Below are 14,014 nucleotides of genomic sequence, written 5' to 3' on the forward strand. Positions count from 1 at the left end.
AAACCTAATCTAACACAAGTTTCTAGTTGGGTGTCAAGCGTTTTTAAAATATCGTGCTACGCTGGGTATGTTGCTCGGTTTTTCATCTCACCGTTAACCCAAAGGGTGTAACGGGAGTCTTCAAACCGAGATCTTAGATAAGTAAACCTTTTGTAAAATTTTAGCTAAAACTGATAAATTCCGTAATTGCACGGTTAGCAATTGTCCCCCTCTTGTGTCAAGATTAAAAATTGTTAATCTCCTAGTGCAGCGTAGCCCTAATCATTAACTTCTGATTCCTCAATCCTAAATGGTTTTGGCTCACGGATGACTGCTGAGAGCAAAATCCTCTGCTTTCATGCACTAGCTGACTGAATATTGCCTCGGATAGAATTCAAGATGACATCAACTTTCCCTGCAACTGCTGCTGTAGACTTTTTAGGTTCTGAAATTGTCCCTGACTACGAAACAGCTAAAGTTGTAATTTTACCCATTCCCTATGAAGCCACCACTAGCTATCGCAAGGGATGTGAAAATGGCCCCGATGCCTTGTTAAAAGCTTCTCATCAGTTGGAATGTTATGATGAAGAATTAGATCGAGAAGTGTGTTTTGATGCTGGAATTTTCACCCATGCTCCCATCGCAGATACTCGCAACGGAAAGAAGGTTTCAGCAGAAGAAATGTTGAGGGTAACTCAACAAACCCTCAAGACGTTAATTGAAGAGCAAAAATTTGTCATTTCTATTGGGGGTGAACATAGTATTACCGCCGGAGTTGTACAGGGATATTGCCAAGTGTATCAAGAACCGTTTACGGTGGTTCAAATTGATGCTCATGGTGATTTAAGACATGAATACGAAGAGACAATTCATAGCCATGCTTGTGTCATGCGTCGGATTGTTAATATGGGATTACCAACGGTACAACTGGGAATTCGAGCCATTTGTCAAGAGGAAGCGGATTTAATTAAAGAGAAGAATTTAACGGTTTTTCGCGCAAGAGAAATGGCGTTTAATTTGGATTGGATTGAAGAAGCGATCGCTAGTATTCCGACAGAAAAAGTGTTTTTAACCATTGATGTTGATGGGATTGATCCGAGTTTAATTCCTGGGGTGGGAACTCCTGAACCGGGCGGATTAAATTGGTATTCTACCCTCACGTTTTTAAAGCGTTTATTTCAATCTAAAGATGTCATAGGCTGTGATGTCATGGAATTAGCTCCAGTGGTTGATTCAGTGGTTTCTGAATTCACCGTTGCGAAGTTAACCTATAAATTAATTGGATATCAAGCAACGGCTAAGGGATGGATTAAAGGTTAATCCTAATCCTTTAGGGTAAGAGTCTTCTTACCCTAAAGGTCAAACTTTAATCAACTCAAGATTCTGATCAGATTTATAATAGAAATGGGTGCAACAATATTACAGGTTAAACCTGTCATTGAGAAAAGATTCAATGTAAATCCAAGAAAACTGTTTTGAAAAAGTGGAAAGACCAACTATGCAGGGGATTTTAATTAATAGCTACGCTCCCGATTTTGAATTACCCGGTGTTGATGATGAAGTTCATCATTTAGCTCGATATTTAGAGGAATATCGAGCCGTTGTGGTGATTTTTATGTGTAACCACTGCCCTTATGTTCGGTTTTATTTAAACCGTTTGAAACAATTACAACAAGACTATCAAGAACAAGGAGTCATTTTAGTAGGAATTAATGCCAATGATGCTACTCAATATCCCGATGATAGTTTTGAGAATATGAAAATTTTTGCTGAAGAACAAAAGTTGAATTTCCCCTATATTCGAGATATTACTCAAGATGTTGCTCATTGTTTTGGTGCCAGTAATACCCCGGAAATCTTCTTATTAGATCATCAAGGAATTGTGCGTTATCGAGGTTTAATTGATGATAGCCCAACTGCTGCTGAAGCCGTCACCCAGCCTTATTTAAGAAATGCCTTAACCGAACTCCTCAACAACGAACCCATTACCCTAGAATACACGGATGCCATCGGATGTTCGATTAAATGGAGGCATTAAAACGAGTGTAGGATAAGGTTAAGCATCTTACTCCTGAGTTTAAACTCCTGCGATACAACATGAACAATTCAACATTAACGCCAACCCTTCAAGATATTAATGTGACGTTACTGCTGCTGGGTGGCTATCAATATAACATCACATTACCCTCAAATTCTCCTTTACTTTTAAATTTATTAAATGCAGTAGTTCATCGAACCGAAAAAAATCGAAATGAACCCCCTAAACTCTTTCAAATTCCGGTCAATGGACAGCAGCAAGCGTTATGGTTTTCCAGTGATTCTTTAGTGGGAGTGATCACAGAACCTCCTATTTTTATTAAAGCTCAAAATCCGGCTCAACCCCCTACCCCCAAAGCAGAAATTTTTAAAATTAAATATTGGCAAATTGATAATTTTTTATCTCCAGAAGAACACCAAGCCCTTCTCGATTATGCTATCAAACAAGAAGGAAATTATCAATTAACTGGCCCTGCCACCAATACCCCAGACTATCCCGAACATCGAGATTCTTTAGTGTTATATTATTCTCCAGAATTTGCGGATATTATTCTAAACCGAGTTAGGGCTGTGTTCTGGAAAGCATTAGAAAAACTAGAAATTCCACCGTTTCCCATTACTCATATTGATGCTCAACTGACCGCCCATAATCAGGGTCATTATTTCCGCCTTCATAATGATAATGGGTCAGAACGAGATGAAACTCGGATGTTAACCTATGTTTATTATTTCCATCGAGAACCGAAAGCCTTTACAGGGGGAGAATTACTGCTTTATGATACTCAATGGCAAGGTCAATATGCCTATTCAAAATTAGAAAATGTTCAAACCATAGAACCTTTAAATAATCGAATTATCTTTTTTTATAGCGGTTTAATGCACGAAGTTTTACCTGTTTATTGTTCTTCTCAACAGTTTGCGGATAGTCGATTTACGGTTAATGGTTGGGTGAGAAAATGAATTTTTAACGGGTTTTAGTTGTCAAATCGAGAGAAAACGATCTTGAAGTTGCTCTGGATCAATATTAGTAACAATTCCTAAAATTTGATTTGAACCTGTGACTCGAATTAGGGTTTTTGATGAATATAAATAGGGATCTATTGATAATTCTAAGGTTAAATTGGCAGGTGTTAAACCATCTGTTAATCCAATTTGATCAAAAGCAGGTTCAAAATCTGTAATAATATCAGCTAATGTTGGATCTGAATTGGCATCAGCTAAAGAAAGAATAAATAAATCGGAATCTAGCCCTCCGGTTAAATAATCAGTTCCTAAATCTCCACTTAAGGTATCATTTCCGGCTTCTCCATAGAGAAAATCAGACTCTTGACCTCCCATTAAAAAATCATTTCCAAATCCACCATAAATGAAATCCAAACCTAAATTTCCATAAAGATTATCATTCCCTTCGTCTCCATAAAGATGATCATCTTGTTTCCCGCCAAATAAATGATCATCTCCCTGTAAACCTTGGAGGGTATCATTTCCTTGATATCCATACAGAAAATCATGATTAATTGTACCAATATTATGATCATTTCCGCTATAGTCAGGAGGATTAATAATTTGATTAATCCAATCAGCAAACACCGAAACTCTGGTATCAGACGCATATTCACCAAAGCTAGAATCTAATGAATTAGTAACATCAATACCCACTTTCGCTGAAGGAAAACCAGTGGAGGTTAGACCTGCTATTTTGCCATTAATCAAAGCTGGCCCCCCTGAATCCCCTGGACTAATGCTAACTTCAGATAATCCAAATCCTAAATCATTAATGTTAAATTCTTGTCCAAAGGCATCATTTTGAGGTAAACCATTATCAAAATCATAAACGAATTGTTTCCCTTGCTGCATATTATAATCATAGGGATCAGTATTAAATAATTCTCCAAAAGCATCATAACGATTGAAGCCCATGCGTTTTGTTGAAACCAGATCAGAATTGGCATTTTGTCCTAAATTTCCTGTCGCTATTTCCCCATAACCTACTTTTTGAATTGTCTGTCCGATTTCATCAAATCCTGTATAAATTTCATAACGATTGGCGGCTTCCGGGGCAGGTTGAGACAGTTGTAAAATAGCAATATCATTGTTATAATTAATATCAGAATCCCATTCAGGATGAATATAAATTTGAGAAACAGGAATACCAACTTGTCCAGAAGGTAAATCAAAATAAACTGTATATTCTGAAGCAGAAATATAATCCGGTTCCCCAAATTCATCCGTCACACAATGGGCAACCGTTAAAATATGACGTCCAGTTGTTAATAATGCTCCGCTACAAGTATGATTATCAATTCCTACCATTTGGACGACACCATCTAATCCTGTTCCCGGTTGTACAATATAACCAGGATCGTTAGAATTAGAGCTAGGAATAGAAATCCGAGGTTGGGGAGTGATCACAGGGAAAGAAATTGACATTTTGCTAAACTGAAATTAAAGTAATTGAGGGAGATATAGTCTTAAGATTCAGACTAGAATAGGATTGGGGTAGACCTTGGATTTCTTCATTTTTTTTTAGAATAATCTTGTAAAAGGGTTAATTTATATTAACATAAATAAAAATGTCTCAATTCCAGAATCCTCTATGGCAGCAAACGTTGAAATTTATACTTGGAGTACCTGTCCTTTCTGTATCCGAGCTAAAGCATTACTGAATAAGAAAGGGGTAGAGTTCACTGAATATGTGATTGATGGGGATGAAGATGCACGAGATCAAATGGCACAACGAGCAAATGGCCGTCGTTCTGTTCCCCAAATCTTTATTGATGATCAGCATATTGGGGGTTGTGATGATATTCACGCCTTAGATCGTCAAGGGAAACTTGATCCGTTATTAAATTAATTCTATCCTAAATCCTGGCAGTTTGACAATCCTTATTCATTCAGTAACACTGGCAAATGCCAGGATTTAATCTTGTTGTTCTGTTCTAATCTTTATCTCATTTTTTCACCTTTTTTAGTGTAAATAACGATGAAATTTGCCTTTATCATTGACCCAATTGAAAAATTAAATCCCAGTCATGATAGCAGTGTTGCTTTAATGGAAGCGGCACAAGTTTTAGGACATGAAATTTGGGTGACACAAGCGCATCAACTGAATGTTATTGAGGGTCAAACCTGGGCACTTTTAACACCAGTTAATTTGACTCCAATTGTGAGAGAGCGTGATCATTGGGTTGTAGCTAAACCTTGGTTTTCTGTGGAAAAACCCAGCTTCCAACCGTTAGAAAATATGGATGCAGTGTTCATGCGAACCGATCCCCCTGTCACCATTCCTTATCTTTATGCAACCTACCTTTTAGATTATATTAACCCTCAAAAAACCTTAGTGATTAATTCTCCTGATGGGTTAAGAACAGCGAATGAAAAAATGTACGCGCTACAATTTAAAGATTGTATTCCGAAAACAATTGTTAGTCGAGATAAACAAGTTATTCGAGAGTTTGTTGAACAAGAAGGTGCAGCCGTTTTAAAACCGTTAGGCGGAAAAGCGGGAGAAGGAATTTTATTTTTAGAAGCTCGCGATCGCAATTTTAATTCTTTAATTGAAATTAGCACCCAACAAGGGTTATATCCGGTGATGATTCAACGATTTTTAGCGGAAGCTAAGGAGGGAGATAAACGAATTATTCTGTTAAATGGAGAACCCATCGGTGCAGTTAATCGCATTCCCACAGGTCAAGAATTTAGAGGAAATATGGCTGTAGGCGGACGAGTCGCACAAACAGAAATTACTAATCGAGAATATGAAATTTGTCAACAATTAGCCCCTAAATTAATTCAAGATGGCTTATATTTTGTCGGAATTGATGTGATCGGAGGCTATTTAACAGAAGTGAATGTTACCAGTCCAACGGGAATTCGAGAAATAGATTTATTAGAAAAAGTTTCTTTAGGAAAAACAGTAATAGAATGGGTCGAACATCAAGTTGAAAATCGTTTGTCATCTTAGCGGGTATAAGGTTCGATTTTTCGGAGTATTGGCAAAAGTTAAAGCGATTGCATCTCGTGACAAATTTGTTGAAGTAAAGAGGGTTGGGAGACCCAACCCCTACAGATTTCGATCACGAATAATTTAGGCTTGCTATAGCTTTTTATGTTAAAATTTGACTAATATTTTGATGACTGATTGCAACAAACGTTGTTTTTAACGTTGTTCTTAAAACCCAGATTTTTGTAATAAGGAAAAACAATGACAACAGACACAAAAATTGGTATTGCTGTAATTGGAACAGGATTCGGTAAAAAAGTTCATATTCCCGCTTTTCAAGACCATCCTAAAACCGAAGTTGTAGCGGTTTATCATCGAGATTTAGAAAAAGCAAAAGCCATCGCTTCTAGTCATAATATTCCCCATGCTTTTAATAGCATTGATGAGATTGTTGCTTTACCAGAGGTTCAAGGGGTTGCCATTTCAACACCACCCTTTTTACACTTTGAGATGGCTAAAATAGCTCTGGATGCGGGCAAACATTTATTATTAGAAAAACCCACAACCTTAAGTGTTCAAGAAGCTAAATACCTCTATCAACTAGCTGCATCAAAAAACTGTATCACCAGCTTAGATTTTGAATTTCGTTTCATTCCCGCTTGGCAACAATTTGCCCAACTCTTAGCCGATAATTATGTGGGTCAAAAAAGATTAATCAAAATTGATTGGTTAGTCTCCAGTCGTGCAGATGAAACTCGGTCTTGGAATTGGTATGCTCAAAAAGACAAAGGAGGAGGTGTATTAGGGGCAATTGGTTCCCATAGTTTTGATTATATTGCCTGGTTATTTGGTTCGATTAAACGCCTTTGCAGTCAACTTAATACTTCAATTCCTTTACGTTCTGACCCTGACGCTGGAGGAGAATTAAAAATAGTTGATGCCGATGATATTTGTACCTTAATATTAGAACTAGAAGATGGTACTCCTTGTCAAGTTTGTTTAAGTTCTGTCACCTATCAAGGACGAGGACATTGGGTAGAAGTGTATGGAAGCGAAGGAACCTTAATTTTAGGTAGTGATAATCAACAGGATTATGTGCATGGATTTCGTCTCTGGGGAAGTAAAAAAGGTCAACCTTTAAGTGAAATTTCGATTCCAGAACATTTAGAATTTCCGCGTATTTATCCTGATGGTCGAATAGCACCTTTAATGCGCGTCATTGACCAATGGATAAGCGGAATTGCACAAGGAAAAAGTTTAGAACCCTCCTTAAAAGAAGGAGTGTATTCTCAACTGTTAATGGATTTAACCCATGAATCGAATCAAACGGGAACTTGGGTTACTATTCCTGCCTTTGATGCCTTTTTAATGGCTGAGTAAAACTCCAACAACTGATCATTTTCAAGATTCCATATCGCATCGGGACAGTCGTAGAATTCAGGTGAACTTTAGTTTAAAAATAAGTTAATTCCTGACGGTTTAATCTTCTGTCCTAGATGCTTTAATCTGGAACTCCTCCATCCTAAGCCGATAAAAATACTAAATTTAACGCTTCATCTAAGAACAATTGTGGTATTATAGGTTTGCAACTCCTCTGACAAGAGTTTACTCATTGTACGATAGCTGCAAAAAAACTAGCACAAAAGTCAGAGTGGCAGTTCTTTCCATTTCTACGCCAGCTAGTTTTATATTAATGAGTTCCCATTAGATAGCAACATCCTCCGAGAGAGTCATCCATTAGAACAATAGTGAAATCACCCAAGGGGGTCAACCGGGTGCTCACTCTTGTGTGGGTTGAGCGTTACTGATTATTAAGTCCAATTATGGAGGTTACAATCATGAAAACCTTACTCATCGATGTTTTAGTCATCAAACAGTTCCTCAAAAATATTGGCAATTCTTACGCAATTATTGGTTTAGGTTATGTTGTCAGTATCTTTCTGATTTTATTTGGCTTTTTTGGCGTTGCTGCTGTTCAGTCCCCTCCTGTTTCTGTCCAGTCTATCCATTCCTCTCCACAGACCTTTTAAACCTCTGGAAAACCCCAGAAAGTTTAATAACTGTTTAAGTTTAGTTTAAACTTTTCCTAACCTTTCGTTTACCGGAAAATCTCTACAGTCTCCCTGGTAATTTTTCTGGCGGATTCCTAATCATCTTTAAGTTTTTTGAGACTTTTTAACAATAGGATTGCGTTAGGAAGGATTTTCCCTCTAAAATTTAAGTTAAGTCCAGAATTCAGTCATCTACATCTGGACTTAACTGATAAAGCTATGAAACCTCAACAGCGATATACCTCTGCTGAAATCTCTCGTGCAATTACGATTGAAAGAGCGATTCGTTCAGTAACCGAACTGCGAAAAACCGCTATATCTTTAGAAGAAGAACTCGCTGATTTGCTGCAAAAAACTTCTCCAGTCTGTCGAGAAAGTGCTTATAATTTAGTTCATTATTTAGCCATTCGTCGCCATGATTTGCGGGAACTACAGCGTGAATTAATCCAATTAGGATTAAGCTCTTTAGGACGTTTAGAAGGTCATGTTATGGCTTCTTTAGATGCTGTTCTAGGAGCCTTATATCGGTTAGAACAACGACCCATTCCGCCCGAATTAGAACAGGAAGCTCCTATTAGTTTTGGGGTAGGAAGTGCTCTTTTATCGGAAAATGCAGTTGCAATATTAGGCCCTAGTCCTAAACAACATAATACGAGGGTAATGGTGACTATTCCCACTGAAGCCGCTAATGATCCTAAAATTATCTATAATTTATTAGAACAAGGGATGAATGTGATGCGAATTAATTGCGCCCATGATCATCCTGAAGCTTGGAAAAAAATGATCCTAAATTTACGTGCAGCCGAACGACAATTAGGAAAATCTTGTCGCATTTCCTTTGATTTAGCTGGCCCAAAATTACGCACCGAACAAATTCAACCCGGACTAGAATTCATTAAATGGAAACCCATCCGCAACGATTTAGGACAACTCATTAAACCCGCAAAAATTCATTTTAGCACTCAACCTTATTCGGTAGAAAATAAAAATTATGTAATTCCAATTCAAGGAAATTTATTAGAATCAGCAAAAATTGGTGATCAAATTCGGTTAACGGATACCCGGGGAAGCCGTCGCTTTTTAAATGTGATAGAAGTGAATAAGACAAGTTGTATTTGTGAAAGCGATAAAACCGCCTATGTTATTTCTAATACCAAATTATCCCTGTATCGAGGTAAAAAATTAATCGCAAAAGATACTATTACACAACTTCCTCCCCAACCTCAAGCGATTAGTTTAACTCAGGGGGATTCATTAATGGTGATTAAAGGAGAAATTTTAGGCAAATCTGCTGTTTTTGATGACCAAGGAAATCAGATTGAACCGGCTTGTATTGGTTGTACTGTACCTGAAGTTTTCCGAGATGTAAAAATCGGAGAACGAATCTTTTTTGATGATGGTAAAATAGCCGGAGTAATTCGAGAAGTATTTGAACATCAATTTAGAGTTGAAATTACTTCTGTTGTCAATGGAACGGCTAAACTAAAAAGCGAAAAAGGGATTAATTTACCAGACACAACCTTAAATCTTCCAGCTTTAACGGAAAAAGATATTCAAGACTTAGAATTTATTGCTCAATATGGAGATATTGTTGCCCTTTCTTTTGTTCAAAAACCTGAAGATATTGAACAATTTATCATAGAATTAAAACGGGTTAAAGGCGATCATTTAGGGATGATTCTGAAAATCGAAAATCAACAAGCTTTTGATCAACTTCCGCGACTCTTATTAACCGCAATGCAACATCCCCCCCTAGCGGTAATGGTCGCACGGGGAGACCTGGGAGTTGAATTAGGATTTGAACGACTTTCGGAAGTTCAAGAAGAGATTTTATGGCTTTGTGAAGCCGCCCATATTCCCGTAATTTGGGCAACTCAGGTGTTAGAATCAATGGCAAAAGGAGGAATGCCATCTCGCGCCGAAGTCACCGATGCAGCGATGGGAAGTCGGGCTGAATGTGTAATGTTAAATAAAGGAGCTTATATCGATAAAGCATTACAATTTCTCTGTGATGTTTTAAGACGAATGCAAGCCCACCAAGACAAAAAAACCTCAATGTTAAGAAAGTTAAGTATTTCTGATTTATAAAAGATCATCCCCATTAATGGTAAAATAAAAAACAGTATTGATTAGAAGAGGAAACAAGATTTGATGAATATTCGCATTGGTAATGGCTATGATATTCATAAATTAGTCCCTGGACGAGCTTTAATTTTAGGCGGGGTTAAAATTAACCATGAATTAGGATTATTAGGACACAGTGATGCAGATGTTTTAACCCATGCCATTATGGATGCCATGTTAGGCGCTTTAAGTTTAGGAGACATTGGGCATTATTTCCCACCCACCGATGAAAAATGGGAGGGTGCGGATAGTTTAGTGTTATTAAAACAGGTGAATCAATTAATTTTAGATCGAGGTTGGAAAGTCGGAAATATTGATTCTGTCATTGTCGCCGAACGTCCTAAATTAAAACCTCATATTAGTGCCATGTGCGAGCGCCTTTCCATGACCTTAAACTTAAATTTAGATCAAATTGGAGTCAAAGCAACAACGAATGAAAAATTAGGCCCCGTTGGTCGAGAAGAAGGTATTGCGGCTTATGCAGTCGCTTTATTAGAAAAAATTAATTAAAATTCAGAAGATTAAAACATCAATTCTAAACCCCTTTCACCGCTTACTTTTCCCCATTCTATGATCTTATTTCGACCTCATAGGTTACACAAGATATTAATCATCCTCTTAGCACTGGTTCTAAGCGCCTGTAGTGCGGTTCAATCGCAAATTCCGTCTCGGTTGGTGGTTCCGACTCCCAGCGGCCCAGCAACGTTTAATCCACCGATGAGTCAATCTGCTTATAATGTATTTGGTTATTTGTATGATTCTTTAATTCAAGAAGATCCTGTCACCGGAGAATTAATTCCCCAATCAGGTTTAGCCGAATCGTGGCAAATTTCTCCAGATAAACAAAAAATTATTATTACCTTAAAAGATGGGTTAAAGTGGTCAGATGGGAAACCTTTCACCGTTGATGATATTATTTTTACCTATAATGATATTTATTTGAATGATCAGATTCCGACCAGTTTTAAAGATATTTTGCGAGTCGGAAAAAGTCGAACCTTTCCCACCGTTAAAAAATTAGATAATCGTCGAGTTGAATTTGCTGTAGCGGAACCTTTTGCACCTTTTTTACAATATGTAGCCGGACTAACGATTTTACCTGCTCATATTTTAAAACCATCGATTAACGAAACAGATGCTGATGGAAACCCTAAATTTTTAACCACTTGGGGAACCAATACCAACCCCGAAGAAATTGTGGTCAATGGTCAATATAAAATTCAAAGTTATGCTCCCTATCAACGGGTGATTTTACAACGAAATCCTTATTATTGGCGCAAAGATAAAGAGGGAAACCCGCAACCGTATATTGAACAAATTGTCTGGCAAATTATTGAAAGTACCGATACTCAATTATTAAATTTCCGTTCAGGTTCTTTAGATACGTTACAAATTCAACCTGAAGCATTTCCCCTGCTAAAACCCGAAGAAAGACGAGGAAGATTTACCATTTATAATGCAGGGCCAGATATGGGAACTGTGTTTATGGCATTTAACTTAAATCAAGGGAAAAATGCCCAAGGTAAACCCTTTGTTGATCCGATTAAATCTAAATGGTTTAATAATCAAGCCTTCCGACAAGCCGTTTATTATGCGATTAATCGGGAAGTCATGAAAAACAATCTTTATTTGGGATTAGGAGAATTACAATATTCCATCCTTCCCGTACAAAGTCCCTTTTATTTATCTCCAGAAGAAGGATTAAAAATTTATCTTTATGATCCAGAAAAAGCGAAAAAGCTGTTAATTGATGCTGGATTTAAGTATAATAATCAAGGACAATTAACCGATAGTGACGGGAATCAAGTTCGCTTTACCCTCATCGCCAGTGCAGGTAAAAAAATTCGGGAACAAATGGCAACTCAAATTAACCAAGATTTGGCTAAAATTGGGATTGAAGTCGATTTATTATTTCTCAGCTTTAATACCTTAGTTGAACGTCTTTCAAGTTCCCGAAATTGGGATGCCTATCTAGGAGGATTTACTGGAGGAGGAGTTGAACCTCATGGAAGTTATAATATCTGGTCAGTAAATGGACGGTTACACACCTTTAACCAAGGGCCACAACCGGGAGAACCAGAAATTAAAGGTTGGCAAGTTTCTGATTGGGAACAAGAAATTGATGATTTATTTGTGAAAGCGTCCCAAGAATTTGATCCTAAAAAGCGGAAAGAACTTTATGGCAAAGCTCAAAAAATTATGGCTGAACAAGTCCCTTTATTATATATGGTTAATCCCCTCTCCTTTGAAGCGATTCGCAATCGCGTTCAAGGCATTCAATTCACGCCATTAGGGGGAGGATTTTGGAATTTATATGAACTCAGAATTGCTGAATAATTAGTTTTTGAATCCCCATGAATCCTGAAGCGTTACAACAGTTACTTGAATCCGTTGCATCCGGTGAAATTACCCCAACGGATGCCTTAGATAAAATTAAACACTTCGATTTTGAACCCGTTGGTGATTTTGCTAGAATTGATCATCATCGCAAATTGAGAACCGGATTTCCTGAAGTGATTTGGGGACAAGATAAAACCCCCGAACAGATTATTAAAATTATTGAGGTGATGCGTCAGCAAAATCCAGTTGTTATGGCGACTCGAATTGAACCGGATGTTTACCAAAAATTAAAAGCTCAGATCCCAAATTTATATTATTATGAAATTGCGAAAATTTGCGCGATTAAACCGGATCAAATCCCTGAAGCTCAGACAAAGGGAACCATTACTATTTTAACGGCGGGAACGGCTGATTTACCCGTTGCTGAAGAAGCCGCCGTTACTGCAACTTTATGCGGTTTTACAGTTAAACGGTTATGGGATGTCGGTGTTGCTGGAATTCATCGGTTATTGAGTAGTTGGCATTTAATTGCGGATGCTGATGTATTAATTGTAGTGGCAGGAATGGAAGGTGCGTTACCTAGTGTTGTTGCAGGTTTAGCAGATTGTCCCGTCATTGCAGTACCAACCAGCGTGGGATATGGCGCGAGTTTTAATGGGTTAGCACCCCTATTAACCATGTTAAATTCCTGTGCGGCGGGAGTGGGTGTTGTGAATATTGATAATGGGTTTGGAGCCGCTATTTTAGCCTGTCAAATTTTACGATTAGGAGAACGATTAAAACAAAAATAAACTGCTTTTTTCTGTTATAATTTAAGCAGCATAGGAATATGAAGAATGCCTAAAAAATCGAAGGGTTCACCGGATTGTATAAATCCTAGTTTTTGATAAAACTCAAAACAATAATATCGGGATTTAAGCCGAATTTCTTGTAAATTTACGGTTCGCGCTTGTTCAATTAACTTTAGCATTAATTCTCGACCAATTCCTTGATGTTGAAATTCAGGAAGTACGGCAACAAAACCAATTTCTCCTAATATTGCGGACACGGTTCTAAGTCTTGCACATCCAATGATTCTATTATGATTAATGGCAATAGCCTGAAATGATTCCTGTTCATACTCATCTTGTTCTGTTCCTTTTTCTTTGCCTAACGGTTTTCTAAGCACAAACCAACGAACATCTAACATTTGTTGAAGTTCTTGATCAGTTTCGACTGAACGAATTATAGTTTCTGAATTAGGATTCATCTGTTTCCTGTTCTCTTACTCCTAAAAATTCCCAATTTTTTTTTGTAAAAATAAACGTCGAGGCTGTCCAAATAACAGCGAATCCCAACCCGAATCAATGTCTTTTAATCGATAACCCAGTTTGTAATAAAGTCGTTTGGCTTGGCGGTTATTTTCCAGAACATGAAGATACACATTAGAAAAGCCCCAACGTTGGGCTGTTTGTTCACAAGATATCAGTAATTGTTGAGCAATTCCTTGCTGGCGATATTGAGGATGCACCGCTAAATTTGATAAATATGGATACCGAGA

Annotated in this window: 14 protein-coding genes; 11 read left to right on the forward strand and 3 right to left on the reverse strand. The window is 37.5% G+C overall.

Translation table 11 applies throughout. The annotated features are described in order from the left end of the window. The first annotated feature begins 378 nt into the window (after window positions 1–378). The 3 genes from speB to ACKPEB_RS14040 all read left to right on the forward strand — a co-directional run bounded on the left by speB (window position 379) and on the right by ACKPEB_RS14040 (window position 2,976). Entirely contained in the window at window positions 379–1,299 is a 921-nt protein-coding gene (speB, locus tag ACKPEB_RS14030; protein ID WP_408965546.1) for an agmatinase, read from the forward strand. A gap of 178 nt (window positions 1,300–1,477) precedes the next feature. Next, the gene (locus ACKPEB_RS14035) at window positions 1,478–2,017 is read left to right on the forward strand and encodes a thioredoxin family protein (RefSeq protein ID WP_408965547.1); all 540 of its coding nucleotides are present in this window, start codon (window positions 1,478–1,480) and stop codon (window positions 2,015–2,017) included. A gap of 59 nt (window positions 2,018–2,076) precedes the next feature. Next, window positions 2,077–2,976 (forward strand): 2OG-Fe(II) oxygenase, encoded by a 900-nt coding sequence (locus ACKPEB_RS14040; protein ID WP_408965548.1) that lies wholly within the window; start codon window positions 2,077–2,079, stop codon window positions 2,974–2,976. A 21-nt stretch (window positions 2,977–2,997) separates the two neighbouring features. Here the strand turns inward: ACKPEB_RS14040 and ACKPEB_RS14045 are convergent, their stop codons facing one another. After that, complete coding sequence (locus tag ACKPEB_RS14045; protein ID WP_408965549.1) at window positions 2,998–4,446, reverse strand: trypsin-like serine protease; 1,449 nt, start codon at window positions 4,444–4,446, stop codon at window positions 2,998–3,000. Window positions 4,447–4,612: 166 nt separating this feature from the next. Between ACKPEB_RS14045 and grxC the strand changes: the two genes are divergently transcribed. From grxC to larB, 8 genes are all read left to right on the forward strand, one after another. Further along, window positions 4,613–4,870, forward strand: a complete 258-nt coding sequence (grxC, locus tag ACKPEB_RS14050) for a glutaredoxin 3 (RefSeq protein ID WP_408965550.1) — start codon at window positions 4,613–4,615, stop codon at window positions 4,868–4,870. Between the two features lie 129 nt (window positions 4,871–4,999). Continuing rightward, window positions 5,000–5,980: a glutathione synthase gene (gene gshB, locus ACKPEB_RS14055; protein ID WP_408965551.1), complete on the forward strand. Its 981-nt coding sequence runs from the start codon at window positions 5,000–5,002 to the stop codon at window positions 5,978–5,980. A 240-nt stretch (window positions 5,981–6,220) separates the two neighbouring features. Continuing rightward, window positions 6,221–7,339: a Gfo/Idh/MocA family protein gene (locus tag ACKPEB_RS14060; protein ID WP_408965552.1), complete on the forward strand. Its 1,119-nt coding sequence runs from the start codon at window positions 6,221–6,223 to the stop codon at window positions 7,337–7,339. Between the two features lie 458 nt (window positions 7,340–7,797). Beyond that, window positions 7,798–7,989 (forward strand): hypothetical protein, encoded by a 192-nt coding sequence (locus ACKPEB_RS14065; protein WP_408965553.1) that lies wholly within the window; start codon window positions 7,798–7,800, stop codon window positions 7,987–7,989. 240 nt (window positions 7,990–8,229) lie between these two features. Continuing rightward, window positions 8,230–10,098, forward strand: a complete 1,869-nt coding sequence (locus tag ACKPEB_RS14070) for a pyruvate kinase (RefSeq protein ID WP_408965554.1) — start codon at window positions 8,230–8,232, stop codon at window positions 10,096–10,098. Between the two features lie 63 nt (window positions 10,099–10,161). Further along, window positions 10,162–10,644, forward strand: a complete 483-nt coding sequence (gene ispF, locus ACKPEB_RS14075) for a 2-C-methyl-D-erythritol 2,4-cyclodiphosphate synthase (protein WP_408965555.1) — start codon at window positions 10,162–10,164, stop codon at window positions 10,642–10,644. A 60-nt stretch (window positions 10,645–10,704) separates the two neighbouring features. Continuing rightward, window positions 10,705–12,471, forward strand: a complete 1,767-nt coding sequence (locus ACKPEB_RS14080; RefSeq protein WP_408965556.1) for an ABC transporter substrate-binding protein — start codon at window positions 10,705–10,707, stop codon at window positions 12,469–12,471. A 17-nt stretch (window positions 12,472–12,488) separates the two neighbouring features. Further along, window positions 12,489–13,265, forward strand: a complete 777-nt coding sequence (gene larB / locus ACKPEB_RS14085; RefSeq protein WP_408965557.1) for a nickel pincer cofactor biosynthesis protein LarB — start codon at window positions 12,489–12,491, stop codon at window positions 13,263–13,265. A 14-nt stretch (window positions 13,266–13,279) separates the two neighbouring features. On the opposite strand, the gene ACKPEB_RS14090 is transcribed toward larB, so the two are convergent. Both ACKPEB_RS14090 and ACKPEB_RS14095 read right to left on the reverse strand, forming a co-directional pair. After that, on the reverse strand, window positions 13,280–13,723 hold the full coding sequence (locus ACKPEB_RS14090; RefSeq protein WP_408965558.1) for a GNAT family N-acetyltransferase: 444 nt from the start codon (window positions 13,721–13,723) through the stop codon (window positions 13,280–13,282). Window positions 13,724–13,744: 21 nt separating this feature from the next. Beyond that, window positions 13,745–14,014 (reverse strand): GNAT family N-acetyltransferase (locus tag ACKPEB_RS14095; RefSeq protein ID WP_408965559.1); only part of this gene is annotated, 270 nt, incomplete at its 5' end.

Origin of the sequence: Planktothrix sp., from assembly GCF_046067725.1 — a bacterium.
GTDB lineage: Bacteria > Cyanobacteriota > Cyanobacteriia > Cyanobacteriales > Microcoleaceae > Planktothrix.

What these genes read in the sequence shown, in the direction of transcription:
- ispF (WP_408965555.1), top strand. Translation starts at nt 10,162, where the DNA reads ATGAATATTCGCATTGGTAATGGCTATGATATTCATAAATTAGTCCCT.
- ACKPEB_RS14040 (WP_408965548.1), top strand. Translation starts at nt 2,077, where the DNA reads ATGAACAATTCAACATTAACGCCAACCCTTCAAGATATTAATGTGACG.
- ACKPEB_RS14060 (WP_408965552.1), top strand. Translation starts at nt 6,221, where the DNA reads ATGACAACAGACACAAAAATTGGTATTGCTGTAATTGGAACAGGATTC.
- ACKPEB_RS14035 (WP_408965547.1), top strand. Translation starts at nt 1,478, where the DNA reads ATGCAGGGGATTTTAATTAATAGCTACGCTCCCGATTTTGAATTACCC.
- larB (WP_408965557.1), top strand. Translation starts at nt 12,489, where the DNA reads ATGAATCCTGAAGCGTTACAACAGTTACTTGAATCCGTTGCATCCGGT.
- ACKPEB_RS14070 (WP_408965554.1), top strand. Translation starts at nt 8,230, where the DNA reads ATGAAACCTCAACAGCGATATACCTCTGCTGAAATCTCTCGTGCAATT.
- speB (WP_408965546.1), top strand. Translation starts at nt 379, where the DNA reads ATGACATCAACTTTCCCTGCAACTGCTGCTGTAGACTTTTTAGGTTCT.
- ACKPEB_RS14065 (WP_408965553.1), top strand. Translation starts at nt 7,798, where the DNA reads ATGAAAACCTTACTCATCGATGTTTTAGTCATCAAACAGTTCCTCAAA.
- ACKPEB_RS14080 (WP_408965556.1), top strand. Translation starts at nt 10,705, where the DNA reads ATGATCTTATTTCGACCTCATAGGTTACACAAGATATTAATCATCCTC.
- gshB (WP_408965551.1), top strand. Translation starts at nt 5,000, where the DNA reads ATGAAATTTGCCTTTATCATTGACCCAATTGAAAAATTAAATCCCAGT.
- grxC (WP_408965550.1), top strand. Translation starts at nt 4,613, where the DNA reads ATGGCAGCAAACGTTGAAATTTATACTTGGAGTACCTGTCCTTTCTGT.
- ACKPEB_RS14090 (WP_408965558.1), bottom strand. Translation starts at nt 13,723, where the DNA reads ATGAATCCTAATTCAGAAACTATAATTCGTTCAGTCGAAACTGATCAA.
- ACKPEB_RS14045 (WP_408965549.1), bottom strand. Translation starts at nt 4,446, where the DNA reads ATGTCAATTTCTTTCCCTGTGATCACTCCCCAACCTCGGATTTCTATT.